This is a genomic window from Capnocytophaga haemolytica (genome assembly GCF_001553545.1).
In the GTDB taxonomy this organism is placed as follows: domain Bacteria; phylum Bacteroidota; class Bacteroidia; order Flavobacteriales; family Flavobacteriaceae; genus Capnocytophaga; species Capnocytophaga haemolytica.
The window spans coordinates 102,290-119,383 of sequence record NZ_CP014227.1 but is presented as its reverse complement, the minus strand read 5'-3'; the positions used below and the strand labels follow the sequence as shown (position 1 = coordinate 119,383).

The 17,094-nt window shown below is 44.7% G+C and carries 13 protein-coding genes; 3 read left to right on the top strand and 10 right to left on the bottom strand.

Annotated features, from left to right (window positions below; all coding sequences use genetic code 11):
• Nucleotides 1–151: 151 nt before the first annotated feature.
• The 3 genes from AXF12_RS00600 to aspA all read left to right on the top strand — a co-directional run bounded on the left by AXF12_RS00600 (nt 152) and on the right by aspA (nt 4,339).
• The gene (locus tag AXF12_RS00600; protein ID WP_197697144.1) at nt 152–1,288 is read left to right on the top strand and encodes a glycosyltransferase family 4 protein; all 1,137 of its coding nucleotides are present in this window, start codon (nt 152–154) and stop codon (nt 1,286–1,288) included.
• Nucleotides 1,289–1,335: 47 nt separating this feature from the next.
• The gene (gene rpoN / locus AXF12_RS00595; protein ID WP_066427661.1) at nt 1,336–2,802 is read left to right on the top strand and encodes an RNA polymerase factor sigma-54; all 1,467 of its coding nucleotides are present in this window, start codon (nt 1,336–1,338) and stop codon (nt 2,800–2,802) included.
• Between the two features lie 145 nt (nt 2,803–2,947).
• On the top strand, nt 2,948–4,339 hold the full coding sequence (gene aspA, locus AXF12_RS00590) for an aspartate ammonia-lyase (RefSeq protein ID WP_066427659.1): 1,392 nt from the start codon (nt 2,948–2,950) through the stop codon (nt 4,337–4,339).
• A 172-nt stretch (nt 4,340–4,511) separates the two neighbouring features.
• Here aspA and AXF12_RS00585 read toward each other — a convergent pair whose 3' ends face one another.
• From AXF12_RS00585 to AXF12_RS00545, 10 genes are all read right to left on the bottom strand, one after another.
• Entirely contained in the window at nt 4,512–8,813 is a 4,302-nt protein-coding gene (locus tag AXF12_RS00585) for a cobaltochelatase subunit CobN (RefSeq protein ID WP_066427658.1), read from the bottom strand.
• Nucleotides 8,814–9,005: 192 nt separating this feature from the next.
• Nucleotides 9,006–9,809, bottom strand: coding sequence for a type I methionyl aminopeptidase (gene map / locus AXF12_RS00580; RefSeq protein WP_066427657.1), 804 nt, complete (start codon nt 9,807–9,809; stop codon nt 9,006–9,008).
• 88 nt (nt 9,810–9,897) lie between these two features.
• Nucleotides 9,898–10,260: a four helix bundle protein gene (locus tag AXF12_RS00575; RefSeq protein WP_066427656.1), complete on the bottom strand. Its 363-nt coding sequence runs from the start codon at nt 10,258–10,260 to the stop codon at nt 9,898–9,900.
• An 89-nt stretch (nt 10,261–10,349) separates the two neighbouring features.
• Nucleotides 10,350–11,966 carry a glucose-6-phosphate isomerase gene (gene pgi / locus AXF12_RS00570; protein ID WP_066427654.1) on the bottom strand — a complete coding sequence of 539 codons (1,617 nt, stop codon included), beginning with the start codon at nt 11,964–11,966 and terminating at the stop codon, nt 10,350–10,352.
• Nucleotides 11,967–12,004: 38 nt separating this feature from the next.
• Nucleotides 12,005–12,418, bottom strand: a complete 414-nt coding sequence (locus AXF12_RS12020) for a PIN domain-containing protein (protein WP_074860847.1) — start codon at nt 12,416–12,418, stop codon at nt 12,005–12,007.
• A 13-nt stretch (nt 12,419–12,431) separates the two neighbouring features.
• Nucleotides 12,432–12,791, bottom strand: coding sequence for a hypothetical protein (locus AXF12_RS00565; RefSeq protein ID WP_066427653.1), 360 nt, complete (start codon nt 12,789–12,791; stop codon nt 12,432–12,434).
• Nucleotides 12,792–12,809: 18 nt separating this feature from the next.
• Entirely contained in the window at nt 12,810–14,102 is a 1,293-nt protein-coding gene (locus AXF12_RS00560; RefSeq protein ID WP_082752947.1) for a M23 family metallopeptidase, read from the bottom strand.
• 385 nt (nt 14,103–14,487) lie between these two features.
• Complete coding sequence (locus AXF12_RS00555) at nt 14,488–14,901, bottom strand: hypothetical protein (protein ID WP_066427652.1); 414 nt, start codon at nt 14,899–14,901, stop codon at nt 14,488–14,490.
• 147 nt (nt 14,902–15,048) lie between these two features.
• Nucleotides 15,049–16,122 (bottom strand): MBL fold metallo-hydrolase, encoded by a 1,074-nt coding sequence (locus tag AXF12_RS00550; RefSeq protein ID WP_231909883.1) that lies wholly within the window; start codon nt 16,120–16,122, stop codon nt 15,049–15,051.
• A 74-nt stretch (nt 16,123–16,196) separates the two neighbouring features.
• Nucleotides 16,197–16,799 (bottom strand): nitroreductase family protein, encoded by a 603-nt coding sequence (locus AXF12_RS00545; RefSeq protein ID WP_066427651.1) that lies wholly within the window; start codon nt 16,797–16,799, stop codon nt 16,197–16,199.
• Between the last annotated feature and the right edge of the window lie 295 nt (nt 16,800–17,094).

Below are 17,094 nucleotides of genomic sequence, written 5' to 3'. Positions count from 1 at the left end.
ACCCTTTTTTGTATATTGATTTGCAGTGCGTTATGATTTTACTTAAGGAGAAATAGTTTCCTAGTTGTTATAAATTAAAGGATTTTGCTTGTGGGGGTGGTTTTTTTGTTGTATCTTTGCGGGCAATCTTTTGTCAATTTATTTAGTATTTATGAACGCTTTTTTTGCAGAGAATTTACTTTTCGTGGCGATATGGGTGTTCGTGCTATCGTTTGTGGTGAGTTATTTTGCTTTGCCGAGTATTATCTATGTGGTGAAGGAAAAGAACTTGATGGATAAGCCGAACCAGCGAAGCTCGCATAGGGTAAAGACGCCAACTTTGGGAGGGCTTTCGTTCTTTATAAGTGTGGTGTTTACGCTTTTCTTTTTGCGCGCGTACGACTATGACTCTGTGGGTATTAACATTATCTCTGGCTTAGGGGTTTTGTTTTTTGTGGGCTTGAAGGATGATTTGGTTGGGGTTTATCCGAGTACAAAATTACTGGGGCAGATCATCGCCACACTTATCTTGTTGTTTGGTACTGGGCTGAAAATCACTACGTTTGATCATTTTTTGGGGATTGATGAAATACCGTATTGGCTCTCGCTGCTGTTTAGTTGTAGTATTGTGATGGCTATTGTGAATTCGTATAACCTTATCGATGGAATTAATGGCTCGGCGGCGATGGTTGGTATTGTGATTTTTGGGGTTTTTGGTTATGTTTTTTTCTTAGCCAGCGATTATTACTACTTCTTGCTGTCGGTGCTGTGCATTGGTTTCTTGTTGGCTTTTTTGCGTTACAATCTTTCTGCGAGGAAGCGAGTGTTTATGGGTGATACGGGGTCGATGACGGTGGGCTTTCTGTTGGCTGTGTTGGCAATTAAGTTTTTTGCACTCAGGGCTGATGGGCTTGAGGCGTTGGAAATTCATCCGATGAATAAGCTGTGGGTGCTGTTGGCGATTATTTTTATTCCTTTTTTTGATACTACGCGGGTTTTTGCCAATCGATTGATACGCAATGGCAGACCTTTTCAGGCGGATAGAAATCACATTCATCACGTGATGATTGACTATATGAGGCTGTCGCATACGCAAGCGAGTTTGCTGTTGGCGGCGATTAATTTTCTCGTTTTTGTGGTGGTCTTGTCGTTGAATAAAGTGCTTTCGACGCTTTACTTGGGGATTGCTTTTACTGTGATTTACACAGGTTTGGCGCTGCTGCTCTTTTATGTGAACAGGAACTATCATACGCGTAAAAGTAAGCAAAAAATACGTAAGGTGATCCGCAGGGTGATTAAAAAGAAATAATTTTTGTATCTTTGCACCCTATTAATTCCGAATGATTTGAGTAAGAAATGTTAAAACAGAATTTACAACTTAAACTCTCACAGAAGCTTTCGCCTCAGCAAATACAGCTAATGAAGCTCGTGCAGCTTCCTACTTTGGCTTTTGAGCAATATGTAAAGCAAGAATTGGAGGAGAATCCTGCCTTGGAATCGGGCAAGGAAGAAGCTGAGTACGATGAGTTTGCAGATGAATTCGACAATACAAGTGATGAATACAACGACAGTGATGTGATCGATATGAATGACATTGATATTGATGCATACCTAAGTGATGATGAAATCCCTGACTATCGATTGCACGCTAATAATTACAGTGATGATGACGATGGGCACGAGGTGACTTTCAGTGCAGAGGTGTCGTTTCATCAATCACTTATCAATCAGCTGAATACTTTTAGTCTTTCGGATGAAGATTACATCGTAGCTGAATTTTTAGTGGGTAGCATTGACGACTCTGGCTATTTGCGCAGGAGTGTTCAAGAGCTTACTGATGACTTGGCTTTTTCACAGAATATCTATGCTGATGAGACGCGTGTGGCACAGATACGCGAGCAGGTGATCTTTCAGTTAGACCCCGCGGGAGTAGGAGCTTTTGACTTGCAGGAATGCTTACTGATACAGCTGCGTCGCAAGAAGCCTTCGGAGACAATTGACTTAGCAATACAGATTATTACTTTGGCTTTTGAGCCTTTCAGCAAAAAACATTACAGCAAGCTACAACAGAAGTTCAATGTGTCAGACGAACTCCTTAAAGATGCTATTCAAGAGATTGAACGACTGAATCCTAAGCCAGGAAGCTCTTACTCGGGAAGCAATGTACAGGTGGAGCAGATCGTTCCTGACTTTACTATCAAAGTAGTAGATAATGAGTTAGAGCTAAGCCTCAATGGGCGAAACGCTCCTGAACTGCACGTCTCAAGGGACTACACGACAATGCTTGACACTTACAAGCATTCAAAAGAGAGAACAAACTCACAGAAAGAAGCAGTGTTTTTCATCAAGCAAAAGTTGGACTCGGCAAAGTGGTTCATCGATGCTATTAAGCAGCGGCAACAGACGCTTTTAATCACGATGGGTGCTATTATGGAGGCACAACGCGATTATTTCCTTACGGGAGATGAAGCCAAAATAAAACCACTGATCTTGAAGGATATTGCTGACAAGATTGGTATGGATATCTCAACGGTATCGCGGGTGGCGAGTAGTAAGTATGTAACAACTCCATACGGTACTCGCCTCATAAAGGACTTCTTCTCGGAGGCACTGAAAAACGATCAAGGAGAGGATGTATCTACACGTGAGGTAAAACAGATCCTACAGAAAATTATTAGCAAAGAAGATAAGAACAACCCGCTGCCTGACGACGTGCTGGTACAGATGCTCAAAGAAAGAGGCTATCTTATTGCAAGGCGGACAATTGCAAAATATCGCGAGCAGATGGATATCCCTGTGGCACGCCTTCGAAAAATTCTTTAAGATAATTTTTTCATTTTTTCTTGGAGGTTATATATTTTTTTTCGTACTTTTACCGAAAATTTCAGAAAGCATAGAAAGCTAAGGCTTTTTGCATTTGTGTATTGTAGAACGAAATCAAATATAATAGTATCAATTTAAAGAAATTATGACAAAATTTAGAACAGAATCGGATTTGATTGGCGACTTACAGGTGCCAGAACAAGCGTATTACGGGGTACAAACCCAACGTGCTATTGATAACTTCCGCATCTCAGGAAGTAGAATGAAGGATTACCCTGAGTTTATCCGTGCTATTGGCTATGTAAAGCTTGCTGCAGCACAGACTAACAACAAATTAGGCTTGCTCAGTGATGAGTTGCTCAAACCTATTAGCGAGGCTTGCAAAGAGGTGATTGCAGGTAAATTTAACGATCAGTTTTTAGTGGATATGATCCAAGGAGGGGCAGGTACTTCGGTAAATATGAATGCCAATGAGGTTATTGCTAACCGTGCCTTGGAGCTTATGGGAAAGCAAAAAGCTGAATATACTATAGTTTCGCCTAACGACCACGTGAATCGCTCGCAATCTACTAACGATGCTTACCCTACAACTATCAAGTTAGCGATCATCAAGATGAATGAGTCATTAATGAAGCATCTCACCAAACTTATTGAGGCTTTCCGCAAGAAAGGCAAAGAGTTTTCTGATGTCATCAAGATGGGGCGCACTCAGCTACAAGATGCGGTGCCTATGACCCTCGGTCAGGAATTTGAAGCCTTTGCCGCTAACTTAGAAGAGGAACTGGCGCGCCTGCAAACCAATGCTAATCTTTTCTTAGAAATCAATATGGGAGGAACTGCCATCGGTACAGGGCTCAATGCTCCAAAGGACTTCCCTAAACTATGTGCTGAGAACTTAGCAAAACTCACTGGTGAGAAATTTGTAGCTGCGGGCAACTTAGTAGAAGCCACTCCCGATACTGGAGCTTATGTGATCTATTCATCAGCCTTAAAACGTATGGCGGTGAAACTTTCAAAGATATGCAATGACTTGCGTTTACTTTCTTCAGGACCAAGAGCGGGCTTACGCGAAATCAACTTACCACCAATGCAGCCTGGCTCGTCAATTATGCCAGGGAAAGTAAACCCTGTAATTCCTGAGGTGGTAAACCAAGTATGCTTCAAAGTCTTCGGAAATGACTTAGCAGTAACCTTCGCTGCTGAAGCAGGTCAGTTACAGCTCAATGTGATGGAGCCAGTACTTTGCCAGTGTATCTTTGAATCAATCGTATTCTTAGAACGCGCTATCGAAACACTGCGCATCAAATGTGTGGAAGGCATCACTGCTAATAAAGACATCTGCCTGAATATGGTAAAGAATAGCATCGGTATCGTTACAGCACTTAATCCTCACATCGGATATAAGAACAGTACGAAGATTGCCAAAGAAGCCTTAGAGACAGGCAAGTCGGTATACGATTTAGTACTCGAAAAAGGCTTGCTGACCAAAGAGCAATTAGACAAGATTTTAGACCCTAAGAATATGTTAGGAATTTAAGTACTTTTTTCATAGGTGAGGTAGCCATTCGCAAGTGCAAATGGCTACCTCTTTTTTATGAAGAAAATTACTGTATGTTCAATAGCGGTTCGCTATCTCTTCACTTCTGTAAGACACAGATCCCGTGAGTGGCTGTCAGCCACTCACGGGATCTGTTTATGTGTTATGTTTCTTATTTCCTTCGTTTTCTGATAAAAACTACTAATGCTATGAATACCACTAAGCCTCCCAGTCCAATCCATAAGCCATTGAAAGAAACTTTCTTCTTTTCTTGTGCTGTAGAGGTCTCTTCCTTCTGCAAGTGCTTTGCATTTTTGGTATCAATAGTCTGCCCCTTGCCTTCCTTAGCATTAGTGAGCTGCTGCTTATAGGCAGCAGCATTCTCAGGGCTTGCTTTTTGTGCGATATACTCCTGCAACTTCACGTTCTCTGCTGAGAATTGCGAGGAGGTTACCCCTATTTTCTTCGCTAAATCAGTATGTACTTCCGCCAGCGTGCTCACTTGCTCGGCTGAGGCCTTCCAGAGCCCCTTACGGGCAGCTTCGAGCATCACAGCGGTAGTCTCTTCAAGGGCACCAGCGTTCTCACGCTCAATAAAGGCTTTTACGCCCAATCCCTGCTTATCTTTGATATAAGTGTCATACACCTCATTCCACAGCGCATCGTCGATTACCTCAGGGCGGGTCGCCTCCCAGCCGTGCATATTGGTAACGATTTCAGCTATTTGCCCTGCACTGTTGCTATTGCCCTTCATCATCTCCTTGATGTACTTAGGGTTCAGTATGGTGGTGCGCGCCTCTACGCCTATCGCCTCTTTGAGCTCTTGCATATGCATATTCTTATGGTTGCGATAGTCGGCGAGGTAAGCATCGGGGTCTTTGCCTGTTACGTCCTTAATGGCAGCATTCATACCCCCCATAAACTCAAATACGTGGTCGAGGCTCAGTGCCCCCCAAGTGTTGTTCTGCCTTGCGTGGATGAGCACATCGGTGTTCTTAATCGCAGCGCGGAAGAGCCCTTCTTGAAACTGCTGCCAATCTTTTTCCGAACCGTAGTAAGCCCCCATATTGTTGAGGTACACCTTGGCGATGTCGGCAGTGGTATCCCACTTGTCGCCACGGTTGATGTACTCCTGTATGTTTGTGCCATAGTTGCCATTGACACCCCCAAAGATGCGGTGTGTTGAGAGCTCACGCGCTTCCTTGGGCGAGATACCCGCCGCTACGAGTTCTTTCTCAATGTCCACCGTGCCTGCACTCACCTCATTAGCGTACTTCTCTTCGGGCAGGGCGGATACGAGTTCTATCGCCTTGGTGATGAGGAAGAGGCGTGAGGCAGCCAAGTCGCGGAACTGACCAGAGGTCTGCACTACCACGTCAATGCGTGGGCGACCCAATTCCTCTGACGGGATAATGCGCACATCGCCGACGCGCCCGAAGGTATCCCATACAGGCTCTGCCCCCAGCATATAAAGCACTTGGGCAATGCTCACCCCTTCGGTTTCCACAAACTCTGAACTCCAGAAGGTGTAAGCGATCTTCTTAGGGTAAGTGCCGTGTTGTTTTTGATACTCAGCGATGGTGCTCTGTGCCAAGGCTACGCCCCTATCCCAAGCGAGCTTGGTAGGCGTTGCCTCTGCATTGATGGCATAGAGATTGCGCCCTGTAGGCACTGCCTTGGGGTTGGCTACTGCATCTCCTCCTGAGGAAGGTGCCGTGTAGCCCCCATTTAAGCCATTGATGAACGCCTTCAATTCTGCCTGCGGACTGCCCCCAAGGGCTTCGCGATAGAAGGCTACGTTCTTTATGGCGGTTTCTACGTCCAAGATGGCACGGGCTTTCTCCTTAGCCGCTTTCTCCATTGCGATGGCTTTCTTTTGCTGCTCAGTAAGGGCTGCTCGCACACCGTATTCATTGACGTCCGTCTTGCGCTTCTTCAGCTGTGTAGGCTTGCCTACGGCATCAGGCTTTTTTGAGGCGTTAGGCTTCAGGTTTGAGGCTTGAGGGGGCATAGTGTTAGCAGCTGACCCCTGACCTCTGCTCTCTGAACCCTGACCACTCATCGCTGGCTTCTGACCTCTGTTCCCTGAACCCATCATCTTCTTCATCATCGCAGCCATAGGGTTGGCATCCTCTTGCTCGGTGCGCGCCCAATCGAGGTCTTTCTGGGTAATCTTTGCCACGCTACATACAAGCGCATCATTCACTGCCTTACCTGCAAAGAGTTGCTGCACTAAGGCTTTAGCAGGAGTGAGGTAGTGTTGAGTGAAGTACACCTTCTTCTTGATTTCTTTATCGGTAATCTTGCCGTTGAGTTTATCCAAAGCCGCCACGCTGTAAGCAATAGGGTCTACACTCATCGCCTCTACGGTGCTCTTCACCTTCTCGGGGGCAAACACCTCGCCTGTGGTATAGAGCTGCCCGTTGATCTTCTCAGTGGCAAGCTCTTCGGCAAAGTTCTCCAAGCGTTCAAGGTCTTCAGGTTTGTAAGGCTTGGTCAGCACACTATCCAAACGCAGGTCGCGGTGCAAGCCCATCTGTACGGCAATCTTTTTGATATGCAACCCAATCGCTTGTTTGTCCACCTCATTAGTCGCCTTTTCGTAAGCGCGGAATTCATCTTCCAAGCCCCTAAAAGTGTTGCGCATCTCGCTTTCGGTGAAAGGTGGCGTGAGGTACGAAAGTATCTCCCCATACGAGCGGCGTTTAGCCATTATGCTCTCTCCGATGTTGCCAATGCAGTAGTAGTAAAGGTGCGGCACGGTGCCCACGCAGATATCGCCCCAATCGTAGTCGGAGAGGGCAACCTGCTTCTGTGGGGTAAATTCCAGCGAACCGTGGGTGCCGAAGTGTACCAGCGCATCTGCCTTAAAGCCATTCTGTACCCACAGATAAGCCCCCATATAGGCGTAAGGCGGTATCTCCTTCACCCCGTGTTGCACCTTAAAGTCATCATCCGTACTGATAGCAGCTGGCGGCTGTGGCAGTATCACCACATTGCCAAACTGCGCCCGCGCTACACCAAGGTATTCCTTACCTTCGCGATGTATACCGAGATAGCCATCGCCTACCGAGCCATTCTTTGCCAACACCTCCTTATAGAGTTTTGTAGGCAAAGTGTTTTTAAGCCAATTGTTCAGTTGTCCACTTTCCACCAAGGCGGGATTGCTCTCAGCAAAGAACTGCGCAATGTCGCCCTTCGCACTGCTGCGGTACACGTTAGCCTGCTTTACGAGTTGCGCCTTAAACTCCGCCACCGTAGCGGGCAGTCCTTCCACGGTGTAACCCTCAGCCTTTAAGTGTTTCAGCAAGTTATAAAGAGACTCGTACACTTCCAACGCCTGCGCCACAGGAGGCAACTCGCCCGCCCCTTTGTAGTACACAATGGCGACCTTCTTCTCAGCGTTAGGCTTATGCTTCAAGTCGGTGAAGTTACGCACGATCTGTGCAAACTTAGCGGCGCGATTAGGGATAGCGTCCAAGTAGTAATAGCCCTTCTCATTCTGGCTCTGTGCAATCACCACATAAGGGTAAAGCGCGCCATCGAGCTCAGGCATCACCACCGTTTGCCCCATAAAGCCACCCACCAATCCCATCGGATCTTCCTCCCACTTATCCTTAAGCGAAAGGATAGAGATAGGCGTAAAGAGCGGTATGTTGCGCGCTTTGATCCAGTCGATAAACACCTCTGGCTTACCCATCATCATCTGCCCGTGAGGGAAGTACACCACCGCATCGGGCTTTATTTCCTCTAAGAACTCTATGCGCTTGCCAAAGGATGTGAAGGGGTATACGTTCATCCCTTTATCTTGAAGGGCTTTGATCACCCCATTGAGGTGCTCCTTATTCCCTCCAAAAGGTTCGTGGATACCAGCGACCATCGCAATGCGCGGTGCTCCTTCTTTGTAAAAACCCTTCTGCCTCAGATAAGCCTCGTAGCTGGCAAGGTCAGCAAAGGACTGCTCATCGTCTAAGTGGAAATACACATTCTCCTTGCGCGCTACGGCAGCCTCAGGTTCAGGGGCAAAGAGCACCTTCTTGTCGATATACTTACGCACATAGCGCATCAAGTTCTGATAGTTCTTCTTATTGCCACTCTCAAGGTAGGTAGAGAGCTTTTTCAGTTGCAACGAATCGATGGTAGTAAACTGATTATTAGGATTCGTTGTCATAAAAGTGTGGGTAGGCACCTTCATCGATGCCCGTGCGATCTGTGCGTGTTGTGCATCGTTGAGCTTCATACCCATACCCCAAATGAGGATAAAGTCGTAGCCTTTGAGGCGGTCGAGTTCTTCTAATGGCACAGCGTCCATTTTGATAAACTTATCCGTATTGGAGAGCTGCATATTCGAGGCTTGATACGGCTGGAAGTTTACCAACGCCACCCGCGTAGTGGCAGCATAGCGATGCCACGCCCAATAGCCTAACCCAATGATTAACAAGGCTGCACACAGCCATAAGATTTTCTTTTTCATAAGATAAAGTGTTATTTCTTTATTGTTATGATTATTTAATTAGAATGAGTTAATATTAAATAACCCTGCAAAGGTACAAACTAATTTGCAATACACAATAATTAATAAACAATTTTGCATGATTTAACAAAAAAAGCGCAGTACTCTGAAAGGGTACTGCGCTATTATACATTATAAATTATTGATTATACACTAAAATAAAAATTCTTCTTCCTCATCGCTCTCTATGCCCAACGCCTCATAGACGTACTTAAAGGTCGAGAGCAGTCGCGGCTTGCCATCAATAAGAGCCACATCGTGCTCAAAGTGTGCTGAGGGCTTGCCATCGGCAGTGAGGATTGTCCATCCGTCTTTCAGGTGCTTCGTGCGGTGTGTCCCCATATTGATCATCGGTTCGATAGCTACCACCATTCCATCTTTAAACTTCTTGCCATCGCCACGCTTGCCATAATTAGGCATTTCAGGGTCCTCGTGCATCTTGCGCCCAACCCCGTGGCCTACCAGTTCGCGTACCACCCCGTAGCCGTGTGCCTCGCAATACTTTTGTATCGCATAGCCCACATCACCCACGCGGTTGCCCCTGCGGAACTGCCGTATCCCCACATACAGCGACTCCTTGGTTACCCGCAGCAGTTCCTTCACCTCAGGCGACACCTCCCCCACTTCAAAAGTATAAGCGTGGTCGCCATAGAAACCGTGTTTGATAGAGCCACAGTCAATAGAGATGATATCGCCCTCCTCCAACGGACGGTCATTCGGTATTCCGTGTACCACCTGCGCATTCGGACTCATACAGAGCGTATTCGGGAAGCCATACAAGCCTAAAAAACCAGGCAGAGCCCCTTGACTGCGGATATATTCCTCTGCTATCTTATCGAGGTATTTGGTGGTAACACCTGGCTTTACCTCTTTAGCCATCAAGCCCAAGGTACGCGACACTACCTGCGCCGCATCGCGCATCATCTCAAGCTGTTCTAATGTTTTTATATGAATCATTTCTTTAGTGGTTAGTAATTAGTGATTAGTGGTTAGTAGTCAGTGGTTAGCTCCTATGGACTAAACACTAACCCCTAATCATTGAGCACTAACTCCTAATTTTATCTTTAATTTTAGTTATTGTGGCATTAAGCATCTTACCGACTTCATCTATCATATTGATTATTTCAGCGTGATGTGTTGTAAAGCCTAAAGATACTGCTATCTGTATTTGAGTTTCCATTTCATAAAGAGAGCCTCTTGCTATGTATAAAAATCTCAAGTAGTCCTGACTTGAATTGCGTCCAAACCCTTCTGCAATATTTGAGGGTATAGATATTGTGCTTCTCCTCATCTGATTTGTAATTCCAAATAGCTCACTCTGTGGAAACTTACTGCTTATTTGGTAAACAGCAGTTACTAAAGCCATAGATTTTTGCCAAACGACAAGTTCTTTGTATGATTTAATCATTTATTTTATAGTTAGGGGTTAGTGATTAGTAGTTAGTGGTTAGCAACTGTGCACTAACCCCTAATCACTAATCACCAACCCCTAAATCCCTATTTCTTAAATCTCTTCAACAGATTGGTCGTAGAGCTATCGTGTTTAGAAACCTCAGCTCCATCAATATCCTTCAATATCTTACTTGCCAGCTGCTTACCGAGTTCTACACCCCACTGGTCATAACTGTAGATATTCCAAATAACCCCCTCTACAAAGATCTTGTGCTCATACATCGCAATGAGGCTACCCAAAGTCTCAGGAGTGAGTTTATCAATGAGGAAGGTAGTCGTTGGGCGGTTGCCTGTAAACACCTTAAACGGCACCAACGCCTCATTTACGTCCTCCATCTCAGCGCGTACCTCTGCCTCCGTCTTGCCTTTGAGCAACGCCTCAGTCTGTGCAAAGAAGTTCGCCATCAACTTGTTGTGATGGTCAGTATTGCCGTGCAGCGAATGCTTAAAGCCTATGAAGTCCGTAGGGATAAGTTTCGTACCTTGGTGTATCAATTGGAAGAACGCGTGTTGTGCATTCGTGCCAGGCTCACCCCAGATGATAGTCCCTGTCTGATAGTCGAGCACCTTGCCATCACGCCCTACATATTTGCCGTTGCTTTCCATTATACCCTGTTGCAGGTAAGCCGCCAAGCGGTGTAAGTATTGCGTATAAGCAATGATTGCCTGACTTTCAGCCCCGTAGAAGTTGTTGTACCATACGCTCAGCAGTGCCAACACCACAGGGATATTCTCCTTAAAGGAAGCTGTGCGGAAGTGCTTATCCATCGCATTTGCCCCTTTGAGCAGCTTTTCAAAATTCTCATAACCCACAGAGAGCGCAATAGTCAAGCCCACAGCACTCCACAGCGAGAAGCGACCCCCTACCCAATCCCACATAGGGAATACATTCGCAGCATCGATGCCAAACTCATCAATCTTCTGCATATTAGTAGAGACCGCCACAAAGTGTTTGGCAATATCCTGCTCCTTGCCTTTCTTCAAAAACCACTCTTTGATAGTCAGCGCATTGCTCAGCGTCTCTTGGGTGGTAAACGTCTTAGAGACAATCACAAAGAGGGTAGTCTCAGGGTTGAGGTGCTTAATGGTTTCCAGTACGTGGTCGCCATCTACATTGCTCACAAAGTGAATGTTAAGGTGATTCTTGTAGAATTTCAGTGCCTCAGTTACCATTACGGGACCCAAGTCAGAGCCGCCAATCCCGATGTTTACTACGTCCGTAAACGCCTTGCCTGTAAAACCCGTACGTTTGCCTGTGATTACTTCCTGAGAGAACGTCTTTATCTTTTGCTTTACAGCAGCCACCTCTCCCATTACGTTCTTCCCATCTACAAGGATAGTGCTACCCTCATCGGCACGCAACGCCGTGTGCAACACCGCACGATTTTCTGTAGCATTGATGTGGTCGCCACCGAAGTATTTCTCGATAGCATCCTTCAAGCCACATTCCTCAGCCAATTGCAAAAGCAATTGCAGCCCTTTCTCATCAATGCGGTTCTTAGAGTAATCCACAAAGAAATCGCCCCATTCAATGGCAAATTGTTCCCCTCTATTAGGGTTCTTCTCAAATAGTGAAAGGGTATGCACATCCTTCACTTCCTTAAAATGCGCCTTCAGCGCTTTCCACGCAGCTGTCTGCGTAGGGTTAATATTTTGTAACATTTTAATAATGATTTAATTCACTTTTTAGTGGTCAGGGATTAGGGGTTAGTGGTTAAGACTAACGGTCGCAAGTCCAGTCCAAATTCCACCATTGGCCTAAAATGCTTTACATTACAAGTGTAAAAAGGCAACTCATAATAAATAGCTGTCACCCCAATCAATATATCCGTAGGCTCTAAACCTACCCATTTGTTAGAAATACTTAATCCAAGACGCGAAATAGCTTCGTTGATATGAAAAACCTCTCGTGAACGAATAAACCGCTTATAAGAAATTCTATCTTCTTTTATTATTCCTTGATAACTACTCAACCAACGATTAAGCTCTATTGAGATAATAGAAGTTAAGCATATATTCTCCACTCCTATCTCGTAATCAACTATATAACTAATTATAGGATACTTTCTTTCTAAATACTGGCTTACCACATTAGTATCACATATCGTTTTCATAACTTAGGTCGCTCTATTTATTAGCTGGTTCTTTTACTCTTTGAGCTATTCGTTTATCAACTTCTTGATTATATGCTCGTATCTCTTCCTCAGTCATCATTCTTGGCAGTGAGTCCTCATCATCAGGATGATCGTTCACCATATACAGATACTTCTCATAATCAGATGGATATTCCTTTTTATACGACCTGAGTTTTCCTTCTGCTATCAATCTAACCGTTACCTCTTGTGCATCTTTTACAATTTTACGATGCTGAGCCTCCGAGAGAGGAATACCATTGTCAAGACAGTAATCTATGTACTCCTCCTCTGTCATAGCTGGCACATTATGCTGTGCCTCTCTATGTACTGTCTTTCTCACTACTGTTTCCATACATTTTCACATATTAATTCACGCCTTCCCTCCTTCAAGAATAGGGGCAGACTCATCTTCATAGTCAATAGGCGTTGCTTTGATAGCATCGAGCTGCTCTTTTAACGGTTGAATACTCTTGAGGTACTTCTTTTTAAGTTTCGCGTCAATAGGCACTGCATTAGGCATCTTCTCAGTGAGCGGATTCACCTGCTTGCCATTCTTCCAAAAGCGGTAGCACACGTGCGGACCCGTAGCCAAGCCCGTGCTGCCCACCAGCCCGATCACTTGTCCTTGCTCTACGTGCTGACCGCGGCGCGCAATAATACGCGACATATGCAAGTACTGAGTGGTATAAGTGCCATTGTGGCGCACTTTCACATAATTGCCATTCCCTGAGCTATACCCAGCCTCAATCACTGTGCCCGAAGCCGTTACACGTATCGGAGTGCCCGACGGAGCCGCGTAGTCCGTACCGAAATGCCCTTTCATACGGTGCAACACTGGGTGAAAACGCATCCCAAACTTAGAGGTAATGCGGAAGATATCCAACGGCGCTTGCAGAAACATACGCTTCATCATATTGCCATTCTCATCGTAGAAACCACTCTTGCCCTTGAGCGAATCAGTGGTGAAGTTAAACGCATAAAAAGGCTTACCCTTATGCTCAAAATAAGCCGCCTTCACGCGCTCTACCCCCGCAAAAATAGTATCATCAACATAACGCTCCTGGTAGATAATCTTAAAGTTATCACCTTTTTGCAAACGGAAGAAGTCGATGGTATAGTCGAATATCTGCCCTAATTGATAGGTAGCATTCGCACTGAGCCCTGCCGCACGCGCATCCTCGCTGAGGTTAGAGGTGATGTACCCCGCTTTCTCGCGCTCCACCACTGTAACCTTGCGTGACTCCTTGCGTGCATACACCGAGTCGCCCATACGCACTACCACATACTCAGCGATATTCGGCTGATAGATAAAGCTATGCGGCTTGCTCGGGTCTTTCTTGTCGTAAAGCAGTGCGTACACGTGTCCTGCACGGAAACTGCGCGGATCAATCACTTGCTTCGTCTGCGCTGAGATGTTATGAATTTCACTCACATCAACGTGGTTCTTCTCTAAAATTTGACCGAATGTGTCGCCCGACTTAATCGTATCCTTTACGATGGTAAAGTCATTCAGATTAAAGCCGTATTCAAACTTCGGAGCTTGCACCACTTCGGTGGTCGGGCTCTGGGTAGTAGTTGCATTATTTTTTTTCTCGTCACCACACGAACTTAGCGTCAAAACCGCCAAGCCCGCGAGCGTAATTTTTTGAATAAGAGTGTTCATCTTCGTTGTTATATTTTTAAATAATTAGTTTAATATCAATGTATTAAGTGCTTACCAAGCCTACTTCAACAACCCTAAAAACCTCATTAAATCACACAAAATAGCTGACAAAATTACAAATAAAAATTTAACTGAACAAGAAAAAACAAAATTTTAACGATAAATTAATACAATACCTCCATCAAATCTCCCTATATAAAAAGGCAAAATACCCTCTGAGTGCACACCTGTCCGCTCAGAGGGTATTCCTCTATAAAATTAAGCACTACACAGCCACCCGTGCCTCACAATACACTCTAACCCAAAATAATAAGCATATTACAAAGTCAGCAAGCTGCTCAGTAAACGCACGTCTTACGCTTCCTTCACAGAAGCACACTCGCGTTTAAAAGAAACTGTCTAACAATTTCCCTAACTTATCTTTACCTCTATAAAGCAATGTCCTTGAAATAGCGAGATTAGCCTTCTCTCTATCCAACGCCAGAAGTGCAAAATACTTCCCTTCAGGTGAAATTGAGAACATAAAGGTAATCTTATCCGTTTCAATTAAGATAAACTGTACCTCCAATTTACCCGCGGTTTCGTTGGTATCTGCCACCTTCTTCACTTGGTTTACAATCAGCAAGTGCGAAGCCGATTCTTGCTCTACAAACTTCGCTACATCACCGTTGTTGCTTGATTTAGAAATCGTTGTACCATCAGCACAACTCAAGATGCCCAAATACAGAAGTCCTGGCATTGCATTTCTCATTTCTTCACAGTAGTCATCGAGTTCCTTTTGTAATTCTTTTCCTGTCATAACTCTATTATTTTATAAAATTAATACTGCCGCAAAGTTACAAAATTAAAATCAAAACAAAAAATATTTTTTACCTTTTTTTCAAAAAACTTATACCGAATCCTCCCTATCCCTTACAGTATAAGCCTTCCCAGATGTAGCGAAAATCTACAAACTGATCACCTTGCCTATTTTAGGTTCTTCAATAGCCCAATCGGGGTGTTGCTCACGTATCTTCTTGAGGTTCTCTAAGGGTTCGTGCCAAGGGTGCTTACCAAGTTTAAACTTAGAGTTATGTCCTGTGAAATAACGTTTGGCACGTAGGTCGGCCATTACGATGGGGAGTTCCTTAGGTAGGGTATGAATATGGCGCCAATCCTCATTGTATTGTCCATTCTCCAGCAAGGCAAGGTCAATGGATGGGAATTGTTTTGCAATCAGGGCAAAATGAGGCCCGTAGCCGCTGTCACCGCCGATGTAAAGAGTTTTGTCTTCGCTTTGTAACATATACGACCCCCAGAGCGTTTTTGCACGTGTGATTCCACGTCCTGAGAAATGTCTTGTAGGTAAACAGGTGAAGTGCAACCCACTCAACTGAGTTTCTTCGTTCCAATCCAGTTCAGTGATATTTTCCTCGGGATACCCCCAATATTCGAGGTGTGCCCCCACTCCAAGAGTACAAAGTACGTGCTTTACACGCCCTTTGATTTGCTTGAAAAGGTTATAATCAAGATGGTCCCAATGGTCGTGAGTGATGATCAATAGGTCAATGGTAGGGATATCGTTAGCAGAATAGTTATATTCGGCCCTAAAAGGTTTTATCATAAAAGGGAAAGGCGAGGCTGCGTGAAACACAGGGTCAACGAGTAGCTTCTTTCCACTGATATTCATAAAGTAAGAGGAGTGTCCGAGCCAAACCAAGCTATTCTCTGGCAGCGTACTAAGGTTGGTTTGCACAGCAGGTACTGGAGCTGAAGGATAGAGATCTTTTACATCGGAGAAGAAGAACTCTTTCAGTTGGGTGAAGAAGCCTTTGTCGCTAGTAAGCTGTGGTGTAGGCAGTTGGTTTTGGAAGCTACCTTCTTTGTAATTAGGTGAATGCTCAATACGCACCAATCGTTTGCCCACTGGGTGTTTGCCAAAGCTGGGTAGGTTGAGAACGACAGCAGTAATAATAGCCAGTAGTGCAATGATTATCAAAAGGGTGTAGAGCATTTTCTTTAATATATTTTTAAGTTTCACTTTTTAGTTTTTAATTATTAGCTTATCGCGCATTTGTCTTATAGGGAGTGCTGTCAGCTCTTGTGCAGCACAGACTATAAACTAAAGTCTCTAACGACTTCAGCAAGGGGGAGGCGCGTTTTTGGGCGCTGTGAGGGTTGGTTGCGGTCGTCGTCACTGCGATAGCCAATAGCTACAGCAAAGAGAGTTTTATAGCCTTCTATCTTCAATAGACGATCGTAATCCTCAGTAATGATCCCTTCCATAGGGGTGCTATCAATGCCCATCGCAGCACACGCACTGAGGAAAAACCCGAGGGCGATGTACACTTGTCGGTAGATCCACTCCTGCACGAAGGCTGTTCCACGAGGCTTTTGTATACTTTGATAGAAGCCATAACCGATCTCGCTTGTAGCCCTGTGGAGATGTGTCTCGAAAGCAGTGTCGTTATTATGTGCAAGGAATACTACCAAGTGGCTTGCCTCATTTACGCGCTGCTCATTGATGTACGACACACGTGCAAACTGCTCCTTAGTTGCCTCATCACCAACAAAAACAAATTGCCAAGGTTGAGAGTTGATAGATGAAGGCGTAAGGCGAAGTATCTCTTTGAGGTCTTGTATCTTGTCCTCAGGTATTTGCTGTGGGCGATATGCCTTGGTGGTATATCTGGTTTGTGCTAATTCTAAAAAATTCATACATTTATTATTTTAATGATTCTGGCGGCAAAGATACGGATTAATGTATAATCAGCAATGGATAATGTATATTTTTTTAGAGTGTGATGGCTAATAACAGTATTATTTCTTCTTTTCTAAATACCTTCTTTCCTAAAAAGGGTGAAAGAAGTATATGCTTTTTTTAGCTTTATATTTCGTTGGTTTTTCGGTGGTTGTTTGCTAAACCTAATACTAATGTAATATATGAATCCGTACTGGATCCGTATTGGATCCGTATCGAGCGGCAAGTGAACTTGTGATCATAGGCGACTGT

What these genes read in the sequence shown, in the direction of transcription:
- AXF12_RS00585 (WP_066427658.1), bottom strand. Translation starts at nt 8,813, where the DNA reads ATGAAAAAGAAAATCTTATGGCTGTGTGCAGCCTTGTTAATCATTGGG.
- AXF12_RS00600 (WP_197697144.1), top strand. Translation starts at nt 152, where the DNA reads ATGAACGCTTTTTTTGCAGAGAATTTACTTTTCGTGGCGATATGGGTG.
- pgi (WP_066427654.1), bottom strand. Translation starts at nt 11,966, where the DNA reads ATGTTACAAAATATTAACCCTACGCAGACAGCTGCGTGGAAAGCGCTG.
- map (WP_066427657.1), bottom strand. Translation starts at nt 9,809, where the DNA reads ATGATTCATATAAAAACATTAGAACAGCTTGAGATGATGCGCGATGCG.
- AXF12_RS12020 (WP_074860847.1), bottom strand. Translation starts at nt 12,418, where the DNA reads ATGAAAACGATATGTGATACTAATGTGGTAAGCCAGTATTTAGAAAGA.
- aspA (WP_066427659.1), top strand. Translation starts at nt 2,948, where the DNA reads ATGACAAAATTTAGAACAGAATCGGATTTGATTGGCGACTTACAGGTG.
- AXF12_RS00565 (WP_066427653.1), bottom strand. Translation starts at nt 12,791, where the DNA reads ATGGAAACAGTAGTGAGAAAGACAGTACATAGAGAGGCACAGCATAAT.
- AXF12_RS00575 (WP_066427656.1), bottom strand. Translation starts at nt 10,260, where the DNA reads ATGATTAAATCATACAAAGAACTTGTCGTTTGGCAAAAATCTATGGCT.
- AXF12_RS00560 (WP_082752947.1), bottom strand. Translation starts at nt 14,102, where the DNA reads ATGAACACTCTTATTCAAAAAATTACGCTCGCGGGCTTGGCGGTTTTG.
- AXF12_RS00555 (WP_066427652.1), bottom strand. Translation starts at nt 14,901, where the DNA reads ATGACAGGAAAAGAATTACAAAAGGAACTCGATGACTACTGTGAAGAA.
- AXF12_RS00545 (WP_066427651.1), bottom strand. Translation starts at nt 16,799, where the DNA reads ATGAATTTTTTAGAATTAGCACAAACCAGATATACCACCAAGGCATAT.
- rpoN (WP_066427661.1), top strand. Translation starts at nt 1,336, where the DNA reads ATGTTAAAACAGAATTTACAACTTAAACTCTCACAGAAGCTTTCGCCT.